This is a genomic window from Streptomyces sp. NBC_00224 (genome assembly GCF_041435195.1).
In the GTDB taxonomy this organism is placed as follows: Bacteria; Actinomycetota; Actinomycetes; order Streptomycetales; family Streptomycetaceae; genus Streptomyces.
Genome location: NZ_CP108106.1, coordinates 6,384,206 through 6,409,453 on the forward strand (window position 1 = coordinate 6,384,206; position 25,248 = coordinate 6,409,453).

Sequence of the window (25,248 nt, forward strand, 5' to 3'; positions counted from 1 at the left end):
GTCAGCGGCGTTTGATGCGGACGCCGGGGATGGGGGAGGCGGGGGCTGAGTACGGGGTGCTGCCGGTGATCTTTACGGTGAGCTTGGATTGGGTGGGGGTGCGGGCGAGGGTGTGGAGGGCGAGGGGGCGGTGGTCGGGGGTGCGGCAGTTGGACAGGGACAGGCTGCGCAGCTGGTCCGCCGTGCCGAATACGCCCAGGTCGCGGGGCAGCACGCAGTTCTGCAGACCCAACGTGATGAGCTTCGGAGGAAAGCGTTCCTGCCTGCACAGCCACTCGCTCAGGTCGTAGCCGTGCAGATGTAACGTGAGCAGCCGTTTCATCGAGCCGAGCCCGGTGAGGCCGTGCGGCGCGCCGTTGCCCTGGAGCAACAGAAAGTACAACCGCTTCAGATCGTTCAGCCGACCCAGATCGGTGTCCGACGCCAGCCGCCCCAGTCCAAGGCCCTGCAGCCGGTCGTCCAGCGGGATGGCTTCCAGCGGAGGCAACGACGGCCAGTTCTGCAACTGGAGAGTGTCCAGCGTCGACAGTTCGCGCAGCGGCTCCGCGTCGTGGAGCGGGACGTTCCCCCACAGTGACAGGCTGGACAGCCCGGGCCGGTGCCTCAATGGTGACAGGTCGTCGGTGTCGCGCAGGTTGGGCAGCCAGAGTAGATCCAGTTCACCGAGCGCGTCGGTGGCCGTGAGCCCGTCCTTGAACGCGTACTGGATCGCGACCCTCCGCGTCTGTGGCAACTCCAGGAGGGCGGGCCACTGGGTCGGATGGGTCAGCGACAGCCACGTGCGGGCCAGCGGTAGCTGGGCCAGTACCCGCCGGGCGTAGTCGTGTGGATCGAAGTACTCCCATACCGTGGCGAGTTCGGGCCGCACAACCTCGAACCCTTCCCCCGCGTACTGCGCAAGCCGCTCCAGCGCCTCGTCGCCCCCGATCACCGCCGCTGTCCGTACGACCGCGACGGCTGCCCTGTTCGACAGCCCGGTCAGCGACTCCGGCAGCTTGCGCAGCGCGGCAAGCCCCACCCCCGCCAGCGCCTCCGGGTCCGTCCGGCGGCGGGGCGGCACCAGCATGCCGAGCACCTCCTCCAACTGCCCCGCCACCCCCTCCGGCACCGTCGTCATCGTCTCCAGACAGGACACCGCCACCAGCCGCAACCCCCGCGCCCGCCGGGGCTCGGCGGAAGCGCGGGCCAGAATGCCCCCGATCAGCTCCTCCCGCTGGCTGCGGTTCGCATGGCCCGCCGACATCACCACCGTCTCGCGCCACAGATCCAGATGCGCGCGCTCGATCAGATTGCCCATGCGGTCCTCGGCCGCGATCTCCGCCGCCGCCAGGTACTCCTGGAACGTACGGTGCAGGAAGTCGACGCGGCCCTCGGCCGGGGACCTCAACACCCCGGAACGGGCCACCAGATGGTCCAGCAGGACTTGGCCGTCCACGCCGTCCAGATGGCGCATCGCGGCCGTCTTCGCGGCGACGTGGGTCGCGGCCTGCTCCCACGCGATCTCGCTGCGGTTGTTGTCGGACAGTCGCCAGGCGAGGTCCTGGAGTACGCAGATCTTGTCCGTGAGGCTCAGCGGTACGTCCAGTGCGCTGGGCACCAGCCGGTCCGCGTCCCGCCGCTGCACCAGGATCTCCAGGGCGATCCGGTACAACTCCATCCGGTTGCGCGGCAGCTGGCGGCGGCGGTTGAGGTGCAGGGCGCACAGCAGCGCGGCCAACAGGGGGCTGGTGGCCAGGGACTGGAGGTGGGGGCGGTCCTGGAGGCTGGTCAGGAGGGAGCGTTCGTAGTGGGGTAACTGCTCGGCTGCGCACGGCAGTTGGTCGCCCTGTTCGCGGACCGCCTCGTGCCACTGGCGGATGAACGCCGCCAGGTCCGGCGGCCGCATCCGGTCCAGGTGCAGCGCCGTGAACCCCTCCGCCCGCAGCCAGTCGGCGCGCGCGGCCGCCGGACGGGAGGTGACCACCACCTGGTTGTCGGGGTACGCGTGCAGCAGCCCGCGCAGCCAGTCGCGTACCGCTCGTCGCTCTCCGGCCAGGAGTTCGTCGACCCCGTCGACAAGCAGCAGTACGCGGCCCGCCGCCAGCTCCCGGTCCAGCCAGGCCGTCGGCATATGGCCCGTGAGCGGCCCGGCCACCGAGTCGAGCAGCGCCTCCGGCAGCGGCAGCTCGCGGCCCGCGTACCGGCGGAGCTTCACCAGGACCGGTACCCGGCCGTTCCAGTCGGCGAGTTCGCCCCCGAAGGCGCCCCGGGCCGCCGTGACGGCGAGCCATTGGAGCAGCGTGGTCTTGCCGGAGCCCGCCTCGCCGCGCAGCAGCACCCTGGCGGTGTTCCTGAGCGCCGTCTCGACCCGTACGCCGGGGCTGTCGTCCTCCCCGTCGGCCCAGGCGCCCACCCCGGTCCGCAGGGGCGGGCCCGGGCGGGCGGGGCGCGGGCCGTCGTCGCCGGTGGCGCGCAGACTCACGTACGCCACCGACAGCTTGGCGCGCGGGGCTCGTTCGGAGGCGAAGCTGAACAGCTCCACCTCGTCGAGCGAGCGGCTGATGAGCTCCAGGTACTCACGGCGGAACGCGTCGTCCTGGCCCGTGCCGCGCGGCGCGTACAGCGAGCGCACGGGCAGCCGCTCCAGTACGAGCGTCACATCGGCTCCCAGCGAGGTGGTGCGGCCGAGGAGCTCGGTGACGGCCCGCTCGGTGAAGACCGGGAGCCTGCGCAGGATCCGTACGTAGCAGTCGCAGCACTCGGAGAAGAGCAGGTCGTGGAAGCGGGCCGTCGGCTCGTCCAGGCCGGGCGGCACCGGGGCCGTCCGGCGGATGCGGCGGGCCAGCTCGGCCGGGTCGGCGTCGGAGCCGATCACTGCCTCGTCGGAGAGGTCCGCGCGGGCGAACGCGTCCGTCACCGCGTCCAGCGCGGCCTGCCGCCCGGCGGCCGTGAGGTCGCGGAACTCATGGGCGAGCAGCGGTTCCAGGCGCCCCGCCACCGCGTCGGCGATCTGCTCGAACTGCCGCTCCACGCCCCGCTGGGCGCGCAGACCCGGCACCCGCAGCCGTACCAGGTCCGCCATCGCGCTCCGGGCCTCCTGGTCCCGGCGGCGCGGGCCGAGCCACAGCCCGGCCGCCCGGGTCGCCACGACCCGGCCGAGATTGATCGCCGCCACCTCTGCGCTCATCGCACCCCCTTCCGGCATTGTGGCGGCCCCGGGTCGCGCGGGCCCCCGAAAACCACAAACGCCGGGACCCGTGTGACGGGTCCCGGCGTCGGGAGATGCTTGCGTGCGTGCGGCTACCGCAGGCGGGCCATCAGCGCGTGCTCGACCAGGGTGATCAGGCCGCTCTTCGCGTCCGCGCGGTGGCGGGCGTCGGTGGTGATGATCGGGGTGTCCGGGCCGATCTGCAGGGCCTCGCGGACCTCGTCCGGGGTGTACGGCTGGTGGCCGTCGAAGCCGTTGAGGGCGATGACGAACGGGAGGCCGCTGTTCTCGAAGTAGTCGACGGCCGGGAAGCAGTCGGCGAGGCGGCGGGTGTCGACGAGGACGACGGCGCCGATCGCGCCGCGGACCAGGTCGTCCCACATGAACCAGAAGCGGTCCTGGCCGGGGGTGCCGAACAGGTACAGGATCAGGTCCTGGTCGAGCGTGATGCGGCCGAAGTCCATCGCGACCGTGGTGGTCGTCTTGTCGCCCGTGTGCGTGAGGTCGTCGATGCCCGCGGAAGCGGACGTCATGACGGCCTCGGTACGCAGGGGGTTGATCTCCGAGACCGCGCCGACGAACGTGGTCTTGCCCACGCCGAAGCCGCCCGCCACCACGATCTTCGCGGAAGTAGTGGAGCGGGCAGCACCGCCGCTAGAGCTTGCGAAGTCCACTGAGCACCCTTTCGAGCAGTGTCACATCTGGCTGGCCGCCGGCGGACTCGTCGCCGCCGGGCTGGTGGATGGCGACAAGTCCGGCCTCCGCCAGGTCGGCGACGAGGATCCGGGCAACGCCGAGGGGGATGGAGAGGAGTGCCGAGATCTCGGCGACCGACTTGATCTCACGGCACAGATGGCAGATCCGCTGGTGCTCGGGCAACTGCCCTTGCAGCCTGGCGGGTTCCGCCGTGGTGTGCACCAGCGCCTCGATGGCGAGCTGGTAGCGCGGCCGGGTGCGGCCGCCGGTCATGGCGTACGGACGCACAAGGGGGTTGTGCGTGCCGCCCGCCGGGGAAGGCTGGGGGGTCTGCCGCGGCTGCACCGGCTCGATGCGGGGCTGCGGCGGCTGGTCGTACGGACCCGGCTGACGGTGGGGCTGCTGGTACGGGTGCTGGCCCTGGCCGCTTCTGCTGGGGGCGGAGGGAAAGTTGAACCGGTTCTGCCCGTGCTCACCCTGAGACTGCTGGCCACCGTTGTATGGGTGTCCGCCTGGGGGTGTTGTCACGTTTCCTCCTCCGACTGCCGGTCGCCCGTTCCTGTGGGACCGCGCCACCGCACTTTATGGCGCGGTGGCGAGAAACGCACTGCCTGTCTGGTAGTTGAGAACGGGAAGTTCACAACTAATTAAGGAGACTGCCCTGGAGTTCCGCGCGCAGGTCCGGGGTGAGGACGGAGCCCGCACGGTCGACAAGGAGAGCCATCTCATAGCCCACGAGGCCGATGTCGGCCTCGGGGTGGGCGAGTACGGCCAGCGAGGACCCGTCCGAAACGGACATGATGAAGAGGAAGCCGCGCTCCATCTCCACGACCGTCTGGTTGACGGCGCCGCCCTCGAAGATCCGGGAGGCTCCCGCGGTCAGGGACGTCAGTCCGGAGGCAACAGCCGCCAGCTGATCGGCCCGGTCCCGGGGGAAGCCTTCGGACATCGCCAGCAGGAGTCCGTCGGCGGAGACCACCACCGTGTGGGACACCCCGGGGGTGTTGTCCACGAAGTTGGTGATCAACCAGTTCAGATTCTGCGCCGCCTGGCTCATCGGGCTCACACTAACGCTCCTGGTTGTAGGTGTTACTTGTGTCCGACCCCGCGCTGCGGCCCTGCTGGACACCGCGGCGCAGGTTGCTCAACCTGCCGCGGACGTCCTCGGGAGCGCGGGAGACCTGTGGGCCGCCCTGCGGGGTCTGCTCCGCCGCGCCCTCGACCAGATTGGCCTTGGGCACCCGCCGGGGAAGCCCGGACGGGGTGACCCCGCCGGCCTTCGGCTCACGCAGCTTCTCGGCCCGCGTCCAGCGCTCGTCATTGGTCGAACGCCAGTCGCCGGTGGGCTCGCCGGTGCCGGATTCGGCGCCGTTCGCGGCTCCGGTACCGGTGCCGTTCACGGTTCCGTTCGAGGATCCGTTCACGGTCGCGGGGCCGGTGCCGTTGACGGGCTGCCGCTGCTGCTCGGGCCGCTGCGGTTCGGACTTCTGCTGCGGCTCCTGGGCGGCGGGCTGCCAGTTCTGCTGGCCGCTGCCGCGCCTGGGCAGACCGGCGCCGGTCAGTGCGTGGGAGGAGGCCGGGGTGGGGCCCGGCCGGTCGAAGCCTACGCGGTCGCGGCCACCGGCGGGAACGTCCGGAGCGGATTCCGCTTCCTCGTTCGCCTGCGGGTAGTCGGCCGGGTAGGAATCCTGCTGGTACGAGGCGTTCTGCTGCCACTCGCCCTGGTGGGGCGCGTCGCCGTAACCGCCGTCGTACTGCGGACCGTCGGCCGCGGGCGCCTGGTAGGCGGCCTCCGCATAGCCCTGGTCCGGGTAGCCGTTCTGCTGCTGTCCGTAGGACTCCTGCGGGTACGCGGCGGGGTAGTCCTGCGTGTACTGCTGCTGCCCCTGCTGCCCGTCGAACTGGTCGTCGTACGAGGCCTGCCGGCCGTTGTACGGCTCCTCGTACCCGTTCTCGTAGGACTGCTGCTGCCCGTACTGCTCGTCGTACGCGCCGCCCTGCTGCACACCGTCGACCTCGTCGCGGTAGAGCGGGCGGTCGCCGCCCTGCGCCTGGGCCTCCAGGGCCGCACGGCGCTCCTCGCGCATCAGCGAGCGGTTGACCGGGTCGAGCTGGAGGGGGTCCTCCCCGTCCTGCCCGCCCTGCTCGTAGCGGGAGTCGTCGAAGCCGAGCTCGGCGGCGGTGCGCAGCACCGGGGCAGGGGCCTCGAAGCTCTGCTGCTGCTCCGGGATGATCTGCGAGACCGTGAAGTCGTCGCCGGGCAGCGCCTGGCCGCCACCACCGTGGGTGATCGCGTCCGGGAGCATGACCAGCGAGGTGGTGCCCGCCTGCTCGCCGGAGGGGCGCAGCTGGACGCGGATGCCGTGCCGGTCGGAGAGTCGGCCGACCACGAACAGGCCCATGCGCTGCGAGACGGCGGCGTCCACGGTCGGCGGGTTCGCCAGCTTGTGGTTGATGTCCGCGAAGTCCTCGGCGGTGAGGCCGATGCCCTTGTCGTGGATCTCGACCATGACGCGGCCGTCGGGGAGACGGGTGGCGGTGACGCGGACCTTGGTCTGCGGCGAGGAGAACGTGGTGGCGTTCTCCAGGAGCTCGGCGAGCAGGTGCACGAGGTCGGTCACGGCCTGGCCGTGGATCTCGCTCTCCGGCACACCGGTCAGCTCGATGCGCTCGTACGACTCCACCTCGGAGGAGGCGGCGCGCAGCACGTCGACCAGCGGGACCGGCTGGTTCCAGCGGCGGCCCGGCTCCTCACCGGCGAGGACCAGGAGGTTCTCGCCGTTGCGGCGCATACGGGTCGCGAGGTGGTCCAGCTTGAAGAGGCTCTCCAGCTGGTCCGGGTCGGCCTCGTTGTTCTCCAGGTCGGTGATGAGGGTCAGCTGGCCCTCGATCAGGGACTGGTTGCGGCGCGACAGGTTGGTGAAGATCGCGTTGACGTTCCCTCGCAGGAGCGCCTGCTCGGCGGCGAGCCGGACGGCCTCGCGGTGGACCTGGTCGAAGGCGCGGGCGACTTCGCCGATCTCGTCCGTGGAGGTGATCGGGATGGGCTCGACCCGGGTGTCGACCCGGCCGGGCTCGGTGCGCGAGAGTTGGTCGACGAGCATCGGCAGTCGCGTTTCGGCCACCTCGAAGGCGGCGGAGCGCAGCCGGCGCATCGAGCGGCTCATCTGGCGGGCCACCATGCCGGCCAGGATGAAGGCGGCGAGCAGGGAGACCACGACGATCGCGCCGTTGATGTACGCGGAGGTCTTGGCGTCGTCCGCGATCTGACCGGCCTCGGTCACGGCCCGGTTGACCAGGTCCTGCTCGATCTCGGTGTAGCCGTCGAACTTGGCGGTGGAGGCGGCCATCCAGGCGTCCGGCGTGATGCCCTGGGCCTTGAGCTGCTTGGCGTTCTGGCCCTCGCCGATCGCGGCGGCCATGCTGTTGAAGGGCGAGCCGTCGCGGGCCGGGGCGGCACCGATGCGCGGGCTGTCGTCGGCCTGCTGGCGCGTCGCGGGGAGGTCCTTGGCGGCCTGGGCGGCCTTGGCCTCCATGACCTGCTTCAGATGGGCGCTGTCCGCGTCCGTACCGCCCGCGTCGAACTCGCCGAGGGCGATGAACTCCAGGTAGTTGTACGAGTTGAACGCCTTGACCTGCATCTGGAAGGTCTTGGGGTCCTCGCTCGGCCGGAGGATGAGGTGCAGACCAATGGAACGCTGCAGCGACTCGGCGGCCTTGGCGAGGTCGACCGCGTAGACCATGCGGCCGTAGCTGGTGATGTTGCCGGTGCCGAGGCCGAGCTCGTTGGAGAACGTGCTCAGGTAGTGGGGGACCGCGGTGTAGCCCTCTTCGGTGAGCACCGGGTTCTTCGCCTCGACGCCCTTGGCGTAGGCGGTCTTGCGCAGCTGGTCGAGGCTCTTCTCGGCCTCGCGGACCTTGGACAGACGGCGCTGGAGGCTCGCCGTGTCCGGCATGCCCTTGACCTCGTCGTCGAACTTGGCGCGGGCCGCGTCCGAGGCGGCGTACGCCTTGTTGATGACGTCGCTGTTGCGCTTGTTCTGCAGCAGGGGCTGAGCGGTCAGGTCACGCTCGTTGAGCAGGGCCTGGCCGTACGCCGACGCGGCGCTCACGATGTGCGCCGTCTTCTCGGCGTCACGCGCGTCGCGCCAGGTGGATATGGACCCCTTGACCTCGAAGCCGCCCATGACCAGGCCGACGAGGACGGGGATGAGGAGGATGGCGTTCAGACGGGTGGCCACCCGCCAGTTGCGCGGCGAGAACTTGCTCTGACTGCCGGTGTCGGGGCCCGCGGGCTTCCCCCCGGAGGGTTTCGGCAGCTCGTCCGGCGTCGCCGCATTGCGCTGCGGCGGGGTGAAGTTGCCCCGCGCCTGCTGCGTCGCGGAGCTCGTCGTGCTTCGCCTCACTCGACCAACAACCTCTCGGCGCCGGCACCTCTCGTGGTGTGCCTTTAAATGTTCTGAGCCGTACTACTCGGGAGTTCGTCGAATTCCAGCACGCCAGGGGGGTCCGTTCCAAACAGCTGGAATGAGGGGTTCCGAGTGGCACACGCCTCAGATAAAACGGGCATAAAGAGCGAGCCCCGCCAAAAGACGGGGCCAATGTGAGCGCAGCGACACCACGTGAACGCGGCGGGTTGCCGTGACGTGGGAATTCTCTGTCGAAACGTTATGAACACAGGGGCGGATCGTGTCAAAGGACACAGTCCGCCCCTGTTCGTCTACGACAACTGCCGTATACCCCTGACTACTTGAGTCGTGCCATCAGTGCGTGCTCCACCAGCGTGATCAGCGCGCTCTTCGCATCGCCGCGGTGGCGGGCGTCGGTGGTGATGATCGGAGCGTCCGGACCGATCTGCAGAGCCTCGCGGACCTCGTCCGGCGTGTACGGCTGGTGGCCGTCGAAGCCGTTCAGCGCGATGACGAACGGGAGGCCGCTGTTCTCGAAGTAGTCGACGGCCGGGAAGCAGTCGGCGAGGCGGCGGGTGTCCACCAGCACGACGGCGCCGATCGCGCCGCGGACCAGGTCGTCCCACATGAACCAGAAGCGGTCCTGGCCCGGCGTACCGAAGAGGTACAGGATCAGGTCCTGGTCCAGGGTGATGCGGCCGAAGTCCATCGCGACCGTGGTGGTCGTCTTGTCCCCGGTGTGGGTGAGGTCGTCGATGCCCGCGGAAGCGGACGTCATGACGGCCTCGGTACGCAGCGGGTTGATCTCCGAGACCGCGCCGACGAACGTGGTCTTGCCCACGCCGAAGCCGCCCGCCACCACGATCTTCGCGGAGGTGGTAGAGCGTGCCGCTCCGCCGCTAGAGCTTGCGAAGTCCACTGAGCACCCTTTCGAGCAGCGTCACATCCGGCGTGCCGCCGGCCTCTCCATTGCCCGGCTGGTGGATGGCCACCATGCCGGCCTCCGCCAGGTCGGCGACAAGAATCCGGGCCACGCCGAGCGGCATCTGCAGCAGCGCCGAGACCTCCGCCACCGACTTGACCTCGCGGCACAGGTGGCAGATCCGCTGGTGCTCCGGGAGCAGCGTGGACAGGTTCGCCGGGTCCGCGGTCGTGCTGACCAGGGCCTCGATGGCGAGCTGGTAGCGCGGCCGGGTCCGGCCGCCCGTCATGGCGTACGGGCGGACCAGCGGCTGGTCGCCTTCACTGTCGTAGTGCGCGTCGTGCAGAGCGCCGTACGAATCGTGTGAGGCGGGTGGCGGGGTCATTGATCCTCCGGGCGGGACAGCATGGACAGCGAGTGTCTTCGAGCCGTCGGATGTGGCCGGTGGGGGGCTTTGTGCGGCCGGACGGTGGTTTCTGACTGAGTGGGGGGCCTCAGTGGAGCAGGCTTCCCTGGAGCTCCGCTCGCAGGTCCGGGGTGAGGACGGAGCCCGCGCGGTCGACCAGGAGGGCCATCTCGTAACCGACCAGGCCGATGTCGCACTCGGGGTGTGCGAGCACGGCCAGCGAGGAGCCGTCGGAGACGGACATGAGGAAGAGGAAGCCGCGCTCCATCTCCACCACGGTCTGGGCGACGGTGCCGCCCTCGAAGATCCGGGACGCACCCGCGGTCAGCGAGGTGAGGCCGGACGCCACGGCCGCGAGCTGGTCGGCCCGGTCCCGCGGAAATCCTTCGGACATGGCAAGCAGCAGGCCGTCGGCGGAGACCACCACCGTGTGGGACACCCCGGGGGTGTTGTCCACGAAGTTGGTGATCAACCAGTTCAGGTTCTGCGCCGCCTGGCTCATCTGACTCAACTATCGCTCCTGCTGGTGAGTGGGGTCCATCGAGAAACTGCCGGTCGACGGGCCGTTTCCGGCCTGCCGCCCCTGCTGGATACCCCGGCGGAGATTGGTCAGTCGGCCGCGCACGTCGTCGGGCGCACGCGAGACCTGGGGGCCTGCCTGGTTCTGCTGCTGCTGTGCGGTGCCCGCGACCAGATTGGCACGCGGAACCCGCTTGGGCAGACCGGAAGTGGTGACACCGCCGGCGGCGGGCTTGCGGGCCCGCTCGGCCTGGCGGACGAGTTCGTCGTTGGGCGAGGGGCGCCAGGAGCCGTTGCCGGGCGCGCCGTTGGCGTCGCCCTGGACGGGCGCCGGGCGGCGCTCCGCGCTCTGCGGCGCCGGGGCCGGGGGCTGCGCCGGACGCAGACCCTGGGGTCCGCCCTGGCCGCCCTGGCCCTGGTTCGCCTGGCCCTGGGCGCCCGGTGCGGGCTGCCCCGGCTGCTGGCCGTTCTGACCGCCCTGACCGTGGAACCAGTTGGTCTCCAGGGTGTCGTACAGCGGCGTACGGCCGTCACCGGCGTTCGGAGCCGGCGGCAGTGCCTCGGGCTGCGGCTGCTGCGGCGGGTTCCCGGCGTCCGGACGCGGCCCCTGGTTCTGCCGGGGCTGCTGCGGCGCCTGGTACTGCTGCGGCTGCGGCTGCTGCGGGGCACGCGGCGCGTCGAAGTCCGGCCGGGCGAACTCCGAGGTGGCCCCGGGTCCCTGGCGGTCGTCCATCGGCGGCCGGGCGTACTGGCCGGTGTTCTGGGCGTTGCCCTGGCCCGTGTTCTGGCCGCTGTTCTGGCCGTACGTGCCGGGGCGCTCGAACTGGCCATTCGCCTGCGGCGACAGAGGTGACGGGTCCTGGGCGCCCTGCGGCGCGCCGAAGACGTCCGGGCGGACGAACTGGCCGGTCGACGAAGTGTCCTGGCGGCCGGGCGGCGGCCCGTCGAAGTCCGGGCGGGCGAACTCGGCCGTGGAGCCGGGGCCCTGGCGGTCGTCGAGCTGGGGCCGGGGGTACTGGCCGGTGTGCTGCTCGATCTCCTCGTGGCCGCGCGGGCCGTCCGGCGACGCCTGCTCGTTGCCCCAGCTCGCGGCCTGCGGGCGCTGCGGGGCGCCGCCGGGCAGCTCGGCGCGCGGGGCGCCGGGCGGCGGGGTCAGCGGGCGGTCGCCGCGGCGCGGGGCCGGGGGCTGCTGGGCCGGGGTGCCGGTGCCGAAGGCGCCGCCCTGGCCGAAGCCGCCCTGGTTCTGGCCCTGGCGGGGCTGCTGGGCGCTGCTGTCGCGCGGGGGCAGCGCGGCACGGGGACCGGCGCCGCCGGCCACCGCTCCGCGCGGGGCGCCCGCGCCGAGCCGTCCGCCGCCACCGGGGCCGCCGGCCGGGCCGCTGCCGAGCGCACCGGCGAGACCGGCGCGGGCACCGGGGCCCGGGGTCACGCCGGGACGGCCGGCACCGGGGCCCGCCGGGCCCTGCGTCTGGGGGCCGCCGGGCTTGCCCGGGGCCTTCTTGCCGCCCTGGGCGACGTCGACGGGCAGCATGACGAGTGCCGTCGTACCGCCGGAGTCGGAGGGGCGCAGCTGGATGCGGATGCCGTGTCGCAGGGACAGGCGGCCGACCACGAACAGACCCATGCGGCGCGAGACCGAGACGTCCACGGTGGGCGGCGAGGCGAGCCGCTCGTTGATCGCGGCGAGGTCCTCGGGGGAGAGGCCGATGCCGGTGTCGTGGATCTCGACCAGGACGCGGCCGTCGGGCAGCGCGTGACCGGTGACGCGGACCTTGGTCTGCGGCGAGGAGAACGAGGTGGCGTTCTCAAGCAGCTCGGCGAGCAGGTGCACGAGGTCGTTGACCACGCGGCCGGCGACATCGGTGGCGGGCACGGCGGCCAGCTCGATGCGCTCGTACTGCTCCACCTCGGAGGCCGCGGCGCGGAGCACGTCGACCAGCGGGACGGGCCGGGTCCAACGGCGACCGGGCTCTTCACCCGCCAGAACGAGGAGGTTCTCACCGTTACGGCGCATACGGGTCGCGAGGTGGTCGAGCTTGAAGAGCGAGGAGAGCTGGTCCGGGTCGGCCTCGCGGGACTCCAGTTCGGAGATGAGCGAGAGCTGACGCTGGATGAGGCCCTGCGAGCGGCGCGAGAGGTTGGTGAACATCGCGTTGACGTTGCCTCGCAGCAGGGCCTGCTCGGCGGCGAGACGCACGGCCTCGCGGTGCACGTCGTCGAAGGCCGCGGCCACCTGGCCGATCTCGTCCCGGGAGTGCACACCGACCGACTCCACGGACGTGTCGACGTCCTGCGGGTCGGACTCGGAGAGCTGCTTGACGAGCTCGGGCAGCCGGTCCTGGGCGACCCGGGTCGCGGTGTCCTGGAGGCGCCGCAGCGAGCGGATCATGGACCGGGCCACGACGAACGCGCCGACCAGCGAGACACCGAGGACGATAAGGATCAGGGCACCGTTGAGGATCGCGTCCCGCTGCGACTGGTCGCGCAGCTCGCGGGCCTTCTGCTCCATCTCGCCGAGCAGGGTCTGCTCGATCGTCTTCATCTGGTTGATCTTGTTGGAGTCCTGGTCGTACCAGTCGAGGTACGAGCGCTTGGTCTCCGTGGCGAGGCCGCCCTTGAGGACACGCTGGGAGTACGCGTTGGCCGCGGTGATCTCCGAGTTGCCCTTGTCGAGCGGGGCCATCAGCTCTTCGGGGTTGCCGTGGTTGCTCTCGTAGACGATCGAGAACGACGACAGCTCCTGGCGCTCGCCGTCCGCCGCGGACTTGGCGTAGAGGCGGTCGGCCTCCTTGAGGTCGCCGCTCTTGTCCTTGGTCGCGGGGAGCGCGGCGGCGATGATCGCGCGCTGGATGGAGGCGTACTCCTTGGCGGAGGAGAACGCGGCCAGCGCACGGGTGCGCTTGATCATCTCCGGGTTGGAGGTGGCCTGCGCCATGTCCGCGGAGAGGCTGAGCAGGCTGCGGATGAGGCGGCTGTAGCCCTCGACGGTCTGGGAGTCCGAGACGTCGCCCTGGTAGGCGCTCTTACGGATGTTGTCGAGGTCCTGGAGCTGGATCGCGATGGCCGTGACGTTACGGCGGATCGACTCCAGGGCGTCGTCGTTGTCCGGGTTGTCGACGTCCTGGGTGGCCGTCATGAACGACTGCTTGACCCGGTCGGTGGTGGCCTTCGCCGTGTTGACCCGGTCGACGCCACCGGTCTGGACCGCACCCGCCGACTTGTCGCGCTCCTCCTGGAGCGCGGCGGCCAGCTCGGTGGCCTGCTTGGTCATGTCGGTGAGCAGCTGCATGTGGTCGAGCTGCTTCATGTCGTTCATCGACTGGTTGATGCGCAGCCCGCCGAGGGTGGTCGCGGCGACCACGGGCAGGGTCAGCAGTGCGACCAGTCGGGTGGAGATGCGCCAGTTGCGCAGGGCTATTCGCGACCCGGTGTTCACGGCCGGCTTCGGCTGGGGCGCGGCGGGCTTCTCACCGCCCGCGGCGGAGCGACCGGTCGGGCCGGAGGGGCCGCCGTTCTCGTCGCCGCCCGGCGAAGGAGCCGATGGATTCTGGGTGGCCCGGGGGTTCTGGGCGTGCTGGGGCGAGGAACTGACTGATGTGGGGCCAGTCCCGCCGTGCGGCTCCTGCTCCGCCGCAGCGCTGCCATCCCTCTTGAAACGTCCCTGCACTAGCGTCGCAACCTCTGGACCAGGCGTCCCCCCGCTCTGAACGGAAGGGACGGTGTCGGCGTCGTGGGGCAAGTGTGCGCCCCATGTGTTGGTCGTGAGTGACCGGCGCTTGTTGGACTCCCCCTCCCCGCCGCCACTCGGCGCTGCGTTGCGCCCTGCGCGCCGGTCAGTGACCCGCGGCGGTGCGTGGAATTCCAGCACAGTGCCGGATCTCCAACAAGGCCCGCGTACCGGGCTGTGACCTGAGTGACACATTGTGATGGCCGGGTAACGAGCCGTAGAAACTATGCCCGGATGAATCGGACTTTTACCCACGAGTCGCTTACGTGGGAGGAGTGACCCAGTCGCCATGATCAAGAGCGGAATGGAGGGTTCAGTGGTGCAATGTCCGTTTCGGTGGCCATAATTGATGGACCGTAATGCCCGAATTGTTTACCAACTCGTGAGCAAACTCACACGATGATCGTCGCCTCTACAGCCGTTTGCCGGGAATTCGAATGTTTAGCCTGACGCTTTACAGGGATGGCCAATCCGACAACCGGCGCCGCCGCGCGCCCCGCAACCGACAGGGTCCGAACGGCAGATGAAGACGACGATGATGATCCGCACCATAGCCAACCCGCGCCGCACCACCCTGGCGCATCTCGCGGACGCCGAGGAGATGCAGACGGAGCTCCTGCCCGAGCACGCTGTCGACCTGCCCACCCAGACGGCCAACCCGCGCCGCACCGTCCTGATGGACGCCCCGGTCGCCGCCGCCCGGTAGATAGCGCAGGTCGCCCCCTCACCCGCGTTAGCCTGGAGCGTCAGTCTCCAGCCAGCGACCAAGTGAGGGGCGACAGCATCCCGTGCGCATCGCCAGATTCTCCATCGACGGCAATGTCGCCTTCGGCGCGGTCGAGGACACCCCGCAGGGGCTCGTGCTCGACATCATCAAGGGCATTCCGTACGCCGACTTCGAGCTCTCCGGAACCAAGGTCCCGCTGAGCAAGGTCCGGCTGCTGCCGCCGGTGCTGCCCAACAAGGTCGTGGCCATCGGCCGCAACTACGCGGAGCACGCCAAGGAGCTCGGCAACGAGGTCCCTGAGGTGCCCGTCGCCTTCTTCAAGCCCACCACCTCGGTGATCGGCTCCGGCGACGCGATCGAGTACCCCTCCTTCTCCAACGAGCTGCACCACGAGGCCGAGCTGGCCGTGGTGATCGGCCGGATGTGCCGCGAGGTCCCGCGCGAGCGCGTCAAGGACGTCATCTTCGGCTACACCTGCGCCAACGACGTCACCGCGCGCGACGCCCAGCAGCGCGAGAAGCAGTGGGCCCGGGCCAAGGGCTTCGACACCTCGTGCCCGCTCGGCCCCTGGGTGGAGACCGACCTCGACCCGACGGATCTCACGATCCAGGCGACGGTCAACGGCGAACAGCGCCAGCTGGGCCGCACGAGCGACATGATCCGCTCCATCGAGGACCTGGTCGTCCACATCACCGAGGCCATGACGCTGCTCCCGGGCGACGTCATCCTCACCGGCACCCCCGCCGGGGTCGGCCCCCTCAACGTCGGCGACGAGGTCGCCGTCACCATCGAAGGCATCGGCACTCTCACCAACAAGGTTGTCAAGCGTGGCTAGCGCATCCGGCTCCCCCGTACGCGTACGTTTCTGTCCCTCCCCGACCGGCAACCCGCACGTCGGCCTGGTCCGCACCGCCCTGTTCAACTGGGCGTTCGCCCGGCACAACCAGGGCACCATGGTCTTCCGCATCGAGGACACCGACGCGGCCCGCGACTCCGAGGAGTCGTACAACCAGCTGCTCGACTCGCTGCGCTGGCTGGGCCTCGACTGGGACGAGGGCCCCGAGGTGGGCGGCCCGCACGCGCCCTACCGCCAGTCCCAGCGGATGGACATCTACAAGGACGTGGCCGAGAAGCTGCTCGCGGGCGGCTACGCGTACCACTGCTACTGCACCACCGAGGAGCTCGACGCGCGCCGCGACGCGGCCCGCGCCGCCGGCAAGCCGTCCGGCTACGACGGCCACTGCCGCGAGCTGAGCGCGGAGCAGAAGGCGGCGTACGAGGCGGAGGGCCGCACGGCCATCGTCCGCTTCCGGATGCCCGACGAGCCGATCACCTTCACGGACCTGGTCCGCGGCGAGCTGACCTTCACCCCGGACAACGTGCCGGACTACGGCATCGTCCGCGCCAACGGCGCTCCGCTGTACACGCTGGTCAACCCGGTCGACGACGCCCTGATGGCGATCACCCACGTGCTGCGCGGCGAGGACCTGCTCTCCTCCACCCCGCGCCAGATCGCGCTCTACAAGGCGCTGATCGAGCTGGGCGTGGCCAAGGAGACCCCGGCCTTCGGCCACCTCCCGTACGTCATGGGCGAGGGCAACAAGAAGCTCTCCAAGCGCGACCCGCAGGCGTCCCTGAACATCTACCGGGAGCGCGGCTTCCTCCCGGAGGGCCTGCTCAACTACCTCTCGCTCCTCGGCTGGTCCTTCTCGGCCGACCAGGACGTCTTCTCGATCTCCGACATGGTCGCGAAGTTCGACGTCGCGGACGTCAACGCCAACCCGGCCCGCTTCGACCTGAAGAAGGCCGAGTCGATCAACGCGGACCACATCCGCCTGCTCGACGTGAAGGCGTTCACGGCCGCCTGCGAGCCGTGGCTCACCGCCCCGCACGCCAACTGGGCGCCCGAGGACTTCGACCGCGCCGCCTGGGAGGCCATCGCGCCGCACGCCCAGACCCGTGTGACCGTCCTCTCGGACATCACGGCCAACGTCGACTTCCTCTTCCTGAAGGAGCCGGTCCAGGACGAGGCGTCCTGGGCGAAGGCGATGAAGGAGGGCTCGGACGGGCTGCTGCGCACGGCCCGCGAGAAGCTGGAGGCGGCCGACTGGTCCTCCCCGGAGTCCCTCAAGGAGGCCGTCCTGGCCGCCGGCGAGGCGCACGGCCTCAAGCTCGGCAAGGCCCAGGCCCCGGTCCGGGTCGCCGTCACCGGCCGCACGGTGGGTCTGCCGCTCTTCGAGTCCCTGGAGATCCTGGGCAAGGAGAAGACCCTGGCCCGCATCGACGCTGCGCTGGCCAAGCTGACCGCGTAGACACCCGCGTACGACCCGAAGGGGCGGCAGCCGGACCGGCTGCCGCCCCTTCGGCGTACCGTCGACGCATGACCGTCCAGGCCGTCCTCTGGGACATAGACACTGCGTTCTTCGGGGAATAACCCCCGAACCCCCAGCCGGGGAGCGGCGCCGGGGTACCGTCGAGGACATGGCGACCCGGGCTGTCCTCTGGGACATAGACGACACCATCTTCGACTACGCCTCGGCCGCTCGCAGGGGCATGCACGTGCACCTGGAGGCCGAGGGGCTGCCCGCCGCGTACGCGTCGATGGAGCAGGCGCTCACGACCTGGGACGAGCTCACCGCGTACCACTGGGCGCGGTTCGCCGCGGGGGAGACCGACTGGCAGGGGCAGCGGCGCGACCGGGTGCGCGCCTTCCTCGGCGCCGAGCTGGCCGACCCCGAGGCGGAGGCCTGGTTCGAGCGGCACCTGGCCCACTACGAGGCGGCCTGGTCGCTCTTCCCGGACACCGTGCCCGTCCTCGACCTGCTCGCCGACGGCTACCGGCACGCCGTCCTCTCCAACTCCTCCCTCCACCACCAGGAGCGCAAGCTCCAGGTCCTGGGCGTACGGGACCGGTTCGAGGCCGTGGTGTGCGCGGCCGAGCTGGGGATCTCCAAGCCCGACCCCGGGGCCTTCCACGCGGCCTGCGAGGCGCTGGGCCTGGCGCCGGAGGAGGTCGCGTACGTGGGCGACCAGCCGGACATCGACGCGCGCGGGGCCGTCGAGGCGGGGCTGCTGGGGATCTGGCTGGACCGCAACGGAGTGGGCGGACGGCCCGAACTGATCCGGATCACGGGCCTGGAGGAGCTCCCCGGCCTGCTGCGCCGCGATACCCGTTTTGGAGCGCCGGACACCTTCGGGTAATGTTCTTCCTGCGCCGAGGGGAGCGGGAAGAAAAGCCCGGAACCGAAAGCGCAAGCCGAGCAAAACCTCCCTCGGAGGTTGCGTTTTGGTGGCCTATGGTGTAATTGGCAGCACGACGGTTTCTGGTTCCGTTAGTCTAGGTTCGAGTCCTGGTAGGCCAGCTCGCAGAGCTTATCTGCACCGCGGATTCCAGATCCGCAAAGCCCCCGTTGTGTAGCGGCCTAGCACGCTGCCCTCTCACGGCAGTAGCGCCGGTTCGAATCCGGTCGGGGGTACAGATCCTTCCCAGGGAGGCAGTCCGGGTCGCACCCGCTGACTCTCATGCAGGATCGCTAGGGCCCCCGTTGTGTAGCGGCCTAGCACGCTGCCCTCTCACGGCAGTAGCGCCGGTTCGAATCCGGTCGGGGGTACTGGTCTAAACCACCATGGGCTATGGTGTAATTGGCAACACTACGGTTTCTGGTACCGTCATTCTAGGTTCGAGTCCTGGTAGCCCAGCGGATCGCAAGGTCGAAGATCTTGTGGTTCATCGATCCCTCGGGATCCACGCCCCCGTTGTGTAGCGGCCTAGCACGCCGCCCTCTCAAGGCGGTAGCGCCGGTTCGAATCCGGTCGGGGGTACGTGAAGAAGGGGCCCGGCACACACTGTGTGCCGGGCCCCTTCCGCATGCCTGGGGGCGGCCCGCCCCCGGGCGGCGCTCACGGCCGGACGAACCGCCGCGCCGACTCCTGCGCCTGGGCCAGCCGCCGCAGACTCAGCAGCACCGGCTCGTACAGGACGGTCAACGCCACCGCCGCCTCGACCTGTTCGGCGGGGGCGGCGTAGCGCTCCACCAGGTCCAGGTCGGTGATCGCCATTTGGGCGGCGGCCGCCGCGTACGGGGCCAACTCCTCGGTGCCGCAGGGGTATCCGAGCCGGGTGAGTGCGGTCACCGCCGTGAGCAGCGTCAGATACGCCCCCGAGCTGCCCTGCGGGTCCGAGCCGCCGTACTGCCAGCCGAGTCCGTCGATCAGCGCGTCCACCGACTCGCGCGCGGTCCGCGCGTGCGGGTCGCCGGGGTCGGGCTCCGGCGCGTTCGGCAGGGCCTCCACGGCGACGCCCAGCCGGGAGTGGTGGTCCAGGGACTCGTCCTCCAGGGCCGCGAGCACCTCCTTGGCGGCGGCCACCGGCACCCGGCCCACCTGGATCAGCGCGCGCACCAGCTTGAGCCGCTGGAGGTGGGTGGCGTCGTAGTCGGCCTGGGTGGCGGTGACCCGGTGGCCGGGCGGCAGCAGCCCCTCGCGCAGGTAGTACTTGATCGTCGCCGGGGCGACCCCGCTCCGCTCGCTCAGCTCCGCCAGTCTCATTCCTCTTGCGCCTTCCCTTGGAGAGTGCCACTATCTAACCATCGGATAGCGGAACTATCCAATGCACGGCCCAAGCAACTGTCACTGGTCACTGGGGGAACGTCATGAGCGAGAAGCCGACCGAAGGACGCATGACCGCCGCCGCCGAGGGGGACGTGGTGGTCTTCCTCATCGGGATGCGCATCAACCGGTTCCGCGCGCTGCGCAGTTGGCTGCCGGTCACCTCCGCGATGCCCCGGATGCTGAAGGAGCTCGTCAAGGAGGAGGGCAGCGGGCTGCTCGGCTTCCAGCCCGTCCTGGCCGGGCCGCGCACGCTGGCGGTGGTGCAGTACTGGGAGTCCAAGGAGAAGCTCCTGGCGTACGCGTCGGCGCAGGACAAGGAGCACCGCCCGGCCTGGGCGGCCTTCAACCGCCGGGCGCGCGGCGCCAAGGGGGCCGTGGGGATCTGGCACGAGACGTATGTGGTCCCGGCGGGCTCGTACGAGTCGATCTATGTGTCCATGCCGGGGTTCGGCCTGGGCAAGGCGACGGGCGTGGTCCCGGTGGGGCGGCGGGGGGACGGGGCGGCGGACCGGCTGAAGACAGCGTGAGCGGGCCTGTCGCAGGCTTTTAGGGGCGCGGGGAACTGCGCGAGCAACCCAGCACGGTCCGCAGACGAACGATGGTTTTCAGGGGCGCGGGGAACTGCGGGCCCAGCCGTCCACGGTCTGCGGACGAAGGCGGGTCTTTGAGGGGCGCGGGCCCACCACCGGCCCGCAGGCAAAGTCCGGGCACGACAAGGCCCACCGCTGCGGCGTTGAAGCGGTGGGCCGGAGGCGGACGTGGGGGCGGGCTAGCCGTTGCGGCGCAGGGCCTCGGAGAGGCGGGCGGCGGCGTCGATGACCGCCTGGGCGTGCATCCGGCCCGGATGGCGGGTCAGGCGCTCGATCGGTCCGGAGACCGAGACGGCCGCCACCACGCGGTTGGACGGGCCGCGCACCGGCGCCGAGACCGAGGCCACGCCCGGCTCGCGCTCGCCGATCGACTGGGCCCAGCCCCGGCGCCGTACGCCCGAAAGGGCCGTCGCCGTGAAGCGGGCGCCCTGCAGGCCCCGGTGCAGGCGCTCCGGCTCCTCCCAGGCCATCAGGATCTGGGCGGAGGAGCCCGCCTTCATCGTCAGGGTCGAGCCGACCGGCACGGTGTCCCGCAGTCCGGACAGCCGCTCGGCCGCCGCCACGCAGATCCGCATGTCGCCCTGACGGCGATAGAGCTGCGCGCTCTCGCCCGTCACATCGCGCAGATGCGTGAGCACCGGCCCGGCCGTGGCCAGCAGACGGTCCTCGCCGGCCGCTGCCGCGAGCTCCGCGAGGCGCGGGCCGAGGATGAACCGGCCCTGCATGTCCCGCGCCACCATCCGGTGGTGTTCCAGTGCCACGGCAAGGCGGTGTGCCGTGGGTCGTGCGAGCCCGGTGGCCGCGACCAGAGCCGCGAGGGTGGCCGGACCGGACTCCAGGGCGCTCAGGACGAGAGCCGCCTTGTCGAGAACGCCGACGCCGCTAGAGTTGTCCATGAAACGATACTCGCGTCTCACTCTGTGAAACGCAAGTTCAATTTTCTCCGGAACTTGCGAACCTGTACTGGCGGTCCGCACAACGGTCCGCAGCCACCGTCCGGTCCCGGGGGCCCGGGCGGAGCACCGGTCTCTAGTTGGGCCGGCGACGACGCCGGCCGGAGGGAAAGCGATGGGTAGGACACTCGCGGAGAAGGTCTGGGACGACCATGTCGTCAGGCGCGCCGAGGGCGAGCCCGACCTCCTCTTCATCGATCTGCACCTGCTGCACGAGGTGACCAGCCCGCAGGCCTTCGACGGTCTGCGCGCCAACGGCCGCCCGGTCCGGCGCCTCGACCTCACCATCGCCACCGAGGACCACAACACCCCGACCATCGACATCGACAAGCCCATCGCCGACCCGGTCTCCCGGATCCAGCTGGAGACGCTGCGCAAGAACTGCGCAGAGTTCGGCGTGCGGCTGCACCCGCTCGGCGACGTCGAGCAGGGCGTCGTCCACGTGGTGGGACCGCAGCTGGGCCTCACCCAGCCCGGTACCACCGTGGTCTGCGGCGACTCGCACACCTCCACGCACGGTGCCTTCGGAGCCCTGGCGTTCGGGATCGGCACCTCACAGGTAGAGCATGTGCTCGCCACCCAGACCCTGCCACTGGCGCCCTTCAAGACCATGGCCATCACCGTCGAGGGCGAGCTGCCCGACGGCGTCACCGCCAAGGACCTGATCCTGGCCATCATCGCCAGGATCGGCACCGGCGGCGGCCAGGGCTACGTCCTGGAGTACCGCGGCCCGGCCATCGAGAAGCTCTCGATGGAGGCCCGGATGACCATCTGCAACATGTCGATCGAGGCCGGCGCCCGAGCGGGCATGATCGCCCCCGACCGCACCACGTTCGACTACCTCGAAGGCCGCGCGCACGCCCCCGAGGGCGCGGACTGGGACGCGGCGGTCGCGTACTGGCAGACCCTGAAGACGGACGAGGACGCGGTCTTCGACGCCGAGGTGGTCATCGACGCCACCGAGCTCTCGCCGTTCGTCACCTGGGGCACCAACCCGGGCCAGGGCGCACCGCTTTCGGCGGCCGTCCCCGACCCGGCTTCGTACGAAGACGCTTCGGAGCGCCTGGCCGCCGAAAAGGCCCTGGAGTACATGGGGTTGACCGCGGGGCAGCCGCTGCGCGCCATCGACGTCGACACCGTCTTCGTAGGTTCGTGCACCAACGGCCGCATCGAGGACCTGCGCTCGGCCGCCTCCATCCTGGAGGGCCGCAAAGTCGCCGACGGCGTACGGATGCTGGTCGTCCCGGGCTCGGTGCGGGTCGCCCTGCAGGCCGTCGAGGAGGGCCTGGACAAGGTCTTCACCGCCGCCGGCGCCGAATGGCGGCACGCGGGCTGCTCGATGTGTCTGGGCATGAACCCGGACCAGCTGGCCCCCGGCGAGCGCTCCGCCTCCACCTCCAACCGCAACTTCGAGGGCAGGCAGGGCAAGGGCGGCCGCACCCACCTGGTCTCGCCGCAGGTCGCGGCCGCGACAGCGGTTCTCGGCCATCTGGCCTCGCCCGCCGACCTCACCGACGCCCGTACGCCCGCTGGAGTCTGATCAGCCATGGAAGCTTTCACCACGCACACCGGCCGGGCCGTCCCGCTGCGCCGCTCCAACGTCGACACCGACCAGATCATTCCGGCCCACTGGCTGAAGAAGGTCACTCGGGACGGCTTCGAGGACGGGCTGTTCGAGGCCTGGCGCAAGGACCCGTCCTTCGTCCTGAACAAGCCCGAGCGCCAGGGGGCGTCGGTGCTGGTCGCGGGCCCCGACTTCGGTACGGGATCCTCCCGCGAGCACGCGGTCTGGGCGCTGCAGAACTACGGCTTCAAAACCGTGATCTCGTCCCGGTTCGCCGATATCTTCCGGGGCAACTCGCTGAAGAACGGGCTGCTCACGGTGGTTCTCGACCAGAAAGTCGTGGACGCGCTCTGGGAGCTGACGGAAAGCGACCCGAACGCCGAGATCACGGTGGACCTCCAGGACCGCCAGGTCCGCGCGAACGGCCTCACGGCGGACTTCGAACTCGACGAAAACGCCCGCTGGCGGCTGCTGAACGGCCTGGACGACATCGGCATCACCCTGCAGAACGAGGCGGACATCGCCGCGTACGAGGCGAAGCGGCCCTCCTACAAGCCCAGCACCTCGCAGGTCTGACGGCCGGGCGCCGCCTCCCCGGCGGGCCTTCGGCAGTCTTTCGGCCCAACACGCCCCCTGTCTTTCGGGACAGGGGGCGTGTTGCGTTGCGGGGTGTCAGGGTGGCGTCAACTAGCCTAGGCTGCACTGCAGATGGCCGGATTGGGACTTGCGCTACCGGTGGTCGTTGGGGGGCCGGAAACCACCCGGAATCCCTCAGTTGCCCCCGCCGGAGGCGACAACTCGCCCCAGATGGCACAATCGGCGCATGGAACGCGACAGCCAACTCAAGCTCTACCGGGTCGTCGCGGACCAACTGAAAGAAGCGCACACAGTGGTGCGCGAACTGCAAGTCCCGGAGGGCGTACGGATGGCGCTGTCCCGGAAGCTGCTGGTCATCACAGCGGCTGCCAAACACGATCTCGCCGACGCGGCAAGGCGTCTGGACCGGTTGATGAAGGACCTCGACGAGGGCCGATTCCCCGAAGGCGACTGAGTCACAAGGAGTTCGGCGAAGGCCGACTTCGTTGCGGCACTAGGGTGATTAGCCCGTTTCGTGTTTGATTTGCGGTATATATCTGCCTAACGTGCGAAAAAGCCAGAACAGATTCGTTCCGGCCAATGTCTCCGAAGGGGAAGACGTGAACAAGGCGCAGCTCGTAGAAGCGATTGCCGACAAGCTCGGCGGCCGACAGCAGGCCGCGGACGCCGTGGACGCGGTGCTGGACGCGGTCGTCCGGGCCGTCGTCGCCGGCGACCGTGTCTCGGTCACCGGTTTCGGTTCGTTCGAGAAGGTCGACCGTCCGGCCCGGTACGCCCGCAACCCGCAGACGGGTGAGCGCGTGCGGGTCAAGAAGACCTCGGTTCCGCGCTTCCGTGCGGGTCAGGGCTTCAAGGACCTGGTCAGCGGCTCGAAGAAGCTCCCCAAGGGTGACGAGGTCGCCGTGAAGAAGGCGCCCAAGGGCAGCCTCTCCGGTGGCACGTCCAGCCGGAGCACGGTCAAGAAGGCCGCGGCGAAGAAGGCCACCACCGCCAAGAAGGCCGCCGCCAAGAAGACCACGGCGAAGAAGACCGTCGCGAAGAAGACCGCCACGAAGGCCGTGGCGAAGACGACGGCGGCGAAGAAGACCACCGCCAAGAAGGCCGCCACCGCCAAGAAGGCGACCCCGGCCAAGAAGGCGACCACCACCAAGAAGGCCGTGGCGAAGAAGACCGCGCCCGCGAAGAAGGCCGTCGCGAAGAAGGCGCCCGCCAAGAAGGTCACCGCGCGCAAGACCACCGCCAAGAAGACGACTGCCCGCAAGAAGTAGGCACCGCCGGACGGCTCACGCGCCGGGCCGGGCTCCCCTCGGGGAGCCCGGCCCGCGGCGTGTCCGGCCCGCCCTCGGAGGGTCCGCACCCTCAGAAGGCCTGTCCTCAGAAGGTCTGCAGCGTCACCAGTGTGATGCGCAGGGACGTGCCCGCGCCCTCCGTCTCGATACGGACGCGCTGGCCCACCCGCAGCAGCCGCAGCCCGCCCGCGTCGAACGCCTCGGCCCCGAAGTCCACCGGGGTGCCGTCGTCGAGCAGCACACTGCCGCTGCGGGTCTCGAAGTCGTATGTGTACGCGGTCGCCTGCATGCCAAAGAGACTAGTGCCCCGGTACGACATCCACCGCTGCCCGCAGCGCCGCCGTCGCCGGGCCCGGGCCCAGGGCCAGGGCGGTCAGCAGATCCGCGCCGGTGTCCACGTCCTGGCGAACCGAGTCCACCCCGCCCAGCAGGATTTCCGCCGCCCCCGAGGCCGAATGCGCGGCGCGCGACGGGCCGCCGAAAACCGGGGCCAAATCCACCCCGGGCCCGGCCGAAAGGAATGTCGTCCCGATTCCGGCGGCATCGGCCAGAAATGCGCGCGGAAATGCGGAGGCGGCATCCAGGACCCGGCCCAATTCCGCCGGCCGCAGTGCGGGCAGATCCGCGTTCAGGGCCGCGACCGCCGCCCCGGGGCGCAGGGCCCGTACCGCGTACGCCCCGTGCGCGAGGGCGGCGTTGAGGCCGGCGCCCGGGCGGTCCTCGACGATCCGGGCGCCGAGCGCGGCCAGCTCCGCGCCCGCCAGCGGATCGTCCGTGACGACCGCCACATCCCGTACCGCCGGGCAGGTGAGCGCCGCCCCCACGGTGTCCAGGGCGAACGCCAGAGCGAGCCGGGGCCGCAGCGCCGCGCCGACGGCGGCGGCGAGCCTGCTCTTCGCCAGTGCCAACGGCTTCAGCGGCACGACCAGGGACCAGCGGCCCGGTGATGCGGTGTTCGTGGCGTCCCCCTCGCTCTTGTCTCTCCCCGCCCCGTCGAACGGATAGCCGCTGGACAGGACGGGGATCATTGTCACCCGGCCAGGAGGAGTCG

General features: G+C 70.4%; 22 protein-coding genes and 5 tRNA genes. 14 read left to right on the forward strand and 13 right to left on the reverse strand.

From position 1 onward, the window contains the following. Position 1: 1 nt before the first annotated feature. The 9 genes from OG965_RS28605 to OG965_RS28645 form a co-directional block, all read right to left on the reverse strand. Positions 2–3,166: an NACHT domain-containing NTPase gene (locus OG965_RS28605; RefSeq protein ID WP_371654926.1), complete on the reverse strand. Its 3,165-nt coding sequence runs from the start codon at positions 3,164–3,166 to the stop codon at positions 2–4. 113 nt (positions 3,167–3,279) lie between these two features. Beyond that, on the reverse strand, positions 3,280–3,861 hold the full coding sequence (locus OG965_RS28610) for an ATP/GTP-binding protein (protein ID WP_031229389.1): 582 nt from the start codon (positions 3,859–3,861) through the stop codon (positions 3,280–3,282). Then, positions 3,842–4,411: a DUF742 domain-containing protein gene (locus OG965_RS28615; RefSeq protein WP_371654927.1), complete on the reverse strand. Its 570-nt coding sequence runs from the start codon at positions 4,409–4,411 to the stop codon at positions 3,842–3,844. Before OG965_RS28615 ends, OG965_RS28610 begins: the two co-directional genes overlap by 20 nt. A 115-nt stretch (positions 4,412–4,526) precedes the next feature. Then, the gene (locus OG965_RS28620) at positions 4,527–4,940 is read right to left on the reverse strand and encodes a roadblock/LC7 domain-containing protein (RefSeq protein ID WP_053725133.1); all 414 of its coding nucleotides are present in this window, start codon (positions 4,938–4,940) and stop codon (positions 4,527–4,529) included. 10 nt (positions 4,941–4,950) lie between these two features. Further along, positions 4,951–8,289, reverse strand: a complete 3,339-nt coding sequence (locus tag OG965_RS28625) for a nitrate- and nitrite sensing domain-containing protein (protein ID WP_371654928.1) — start codon at positions 8,287–8,289, stop codon at positions 4,951–4,953. A 340-nt stretch (positions 8,290–8,629) separates the two neighbouring features. Next, complete coding sequence (locus tag OG965_RS28630) at positions 8,630–9,211, reverse strand: ATP/GTP-binding protein (protein WP_067164660.1); 582 nt, start codon at positions 9,209–9,211, stop codon at positions 8,630–8,632. Beyond that, entirely contained in the window at positions 9,192–9,599 is a 408-nt protein-coding gene (locus tag OG965_RS28635; protein ID WP_371654929.1) for a DUF742 domain-containing protein, read from the reverse strand. Before OG965_RS28635 ends, OG965_RS28630 begins: the two co-directional genes overlap by 20 nt. A 109-nt stretch (positions 9,600–9,708) precedes the next feature. Next, on the reverse strand, positions 9,709–10,122 hold the full coding sequence (locus OG965_RS28640) for a roadblock/LC7 domain-containing protein (protein ID WP_067164664.1): 414 nt from the start codon (positions 10,120–10,122) through the stop codon (positions 9,709–9,711). Between the two features lie 9 nt (positions 10,123–10,131). After that, a complete protein-coding gene (locus tag OG965_RS28645; RefSeq protein WP_371654930.1) occupies positions 10,132–13,806 on the reverse strand; it encodes a nitrate- and nitrite sensing domain-containing protein in 3,675 nt (1,224 codons plus the stop codon). A 583-nt stretch (positions 13,807–14,389) separates the two neighbouring features. Here OG965_RS28645 and OG965_RS28650 point away from each other — a divergent pair. The 9 genes from OG965_RS28650 to OG965_RS28690 all read left to right on the forward strand — a co-directional run bounded on the left by OG965_RS28650 (position 14,390) and on the right by OG965_RS28690 (position 18,415). Beyond that, positions 14,390–14,572 (forward strand): hypothetical protein, encoded by a 183-nt coding sequence (locus OG965_RS28650; protein ID WP_371654931.1) that lies wholly within the window; start codon positions 14,390–14,392, stop codon positions 14,570–14,572. Between the two features lie 82 nt (positions 14,573–14,654). After that, positions 14,655–15,428 (forward strand): fumarylacetoacetate hydrolase family protein, encoded by a 774-nt coding sequence (locus OG965_RS28655; protein WP_371654932.1) that lies wholly within the window; start codon positions 14,655–14,657, stop codon positions 15,426–15,428. Beyond that, entirely contained in the window at positions 15,421–16,905 is a 1,485-nt protein-coding gene (gene gltX, locus OG965_RS28660; protein WP_371654933.1) for a glutamate--tRNA ligase, read from the forward strand. The genes OG965_RS28655 and gltX overlap by 8 nt, the downstream gene beginning before the upstream one ends. 169 nt (positions 16,906–17,074) lie before the next feature. After that, positions 17,075–17,794: an HAD family hydrolase gene (locus OG965_RS28665; RefSeq protein ID WP_371654934.1), complete on the forward strand. Its 720-nt coding sequence runs from the start codon at positions 17,075–17,077 to the stop codon at positions 17,792–17,794. Positions 17,795–17,883: 89 nt separating this feature from the next. Beyond that, positions 17,884–17,955, forward strand: a tRNA-Gln gene (locus tag OG965_RS28670). 41 nt (positions 17,956–17,996) lie between these two features. Beyond that, positions 17,997–18,069: transfer RNA gene (locus OG965_RS28675), tRNA-Glu, on the forward strand. 62 nt (positions 18,070–18,131) lie between these two features. Further along, positions 18,132–18,204, forward strand: a tRNA-Glu gene (locus tag OG965_RS28680). A gap of 16 nt (positions 18,205–18,220) precedes the next feature. Continuing rightward, positions 18,221–18,292: transfer RNA gene (locus tag OG965_RS28685), tRNA-Gln, on the forward strand. A 50-nt stretch (positions 18,293–18,342) separates the two neighbouring features. Then, positions 18,343–18,415: transfer RNA gene (locus OG965_RS28690), tRNA-Glu, on the forward strand. Positions 18,416–18,493: 78 nt separating this feature from the next. On the opposite strand, the gene OG965_RS28695 is transcribed toward OG965_RS28690, so the two are convergent. Next, positions 18,494–19,141 carry a MerR family transcriptional regulator gene (locus OG965_RS28695; protein ID WP_371654935.1) on the reverse strand — a complete coding sequence of 216 codons (648 nt, stop codon included), beginning with the start codon at positions 19,139–19,141 and terminating at the stop codon, positions 18,494–18,496. Positions 19,142–19,245: 104 nt separating this feature from the next. On the opposite strand from OG965_RS28695, the gene OG965_RS28700 reads away from it, so the two are divergent. Beyond that, positions 19,246–19,731, forward strand: coding sequence for a DUF4188 domain-containing protein (locus tag OG965_RS28700; RefSeq protein WP_371654936.1), 486 nt, complete (start codon positions 19,246–19,248; stop codon positions 19,729–19,731). A 242-nt stretch (positions 19,732–19,973) separates the two neighbouring features. Here OG965_RS28700 and ndgR read toward each other — a convergent pair whose 3' ends face one another. Next, positions 19,974–20,690 carry an IclR family transcriptional regulator NdgR gene (gene ndgR, locus OG965_RS28705; RefSeq protein WP_371654937.1) on the reverse strand — a complete coding sequence of 239 codons (717 nt, stop codon included), beginning with the start codon at positions 20,688–20,690 and terminating at the stop codon, positions 19,974–19,976. 172 nt (positions 20,691–20,862) lie between these two features. Here ndgR and leuC point away from each other — a divergent pair, with 172 nt between their 5' ends. From leuC to OG965_RS28725, 4 genes are all read left to right on the forward strand, one after another. Beyond that, positions 20,863–22,287 (forward strand): 3-isopropylmalate dehydratase large subunit, encoded by a 1,425-nt coding sequence (leuC, locus tag OG965_RS28710; RefSeq protein WP_371654938.1) that lies wholly within the window; start codon positions 20,863–20,865, stop codon positions 22,285–22,287. A 6-nt stretch (positions 22,288–22,293) separates the two neighbouring features. Then, positions 22,294–22,887, forward strand: a complete 594-nt coding sequence (gene leuD, locus OG965_RS28715) for a 3-isopropylmalate dehydratase small subunit (RefSeq protein ID WP_371654939.1) — start codon at positions 22,294–22,296, stop codon at positions 22,885–22,887. A 247-nt stretch (positions 22,888–23,134) separates the two neighbouring features. Then, positions 23,135–23,362, forward strand: a complete 228-nt coding sequence (locus tag OG965_RS28720; RefSeq protein ID WP_371654940.1) for a hypothetical protein — start codon at positions 23,135–23,137, stop codon at positions 23,360–23,362. A 145-nt stretch (positions 23,363–23,507) separates the two neighbouring features. Then, the gene (locus tag OG965_RS28725) at positions 23,508–24,176 is read left to right on the forward strand and encodes an HU family DNA-binding protein (RefSeq protein ID WP_371654941.1); all 669 of its coding nucleotides are present in this window, start codon (positions 23,508–23,510) and stop codon (positions 24,174–24,176) included. Between the two features lie 106 nt (positions 24,177–24,282). On the opposite strand, the gene OG965_RS28730 is transcribed toward OG965_RS28725, so the two are convergent. Next, positions 24,283–24,486 carry a hypothetical protein gene (locus OG965_RS28730; protein WP_371654942.1) on the reverse strand — a complete coding sequence of 68 codons (204 nt, stop codon included), beginning with the start codon at positions 24,484–24,486 and terminating at the stop codon, positions 24,283–24,285. Between the two features lie 10 nt (positions 24,487–24,496). After that, a complete protein-coding gene (gene cofC, locus OG965_RS28735; protein WP_371657088.1) occupies positions 24,497–25,225 on the reverse strand; it encodes a 2-phospho-L-lactate guanylyltransferase in 729 nt (242 codons plus the stop codon). Positions 25,226–25,248: the final 23 nt, after the last annotated feature.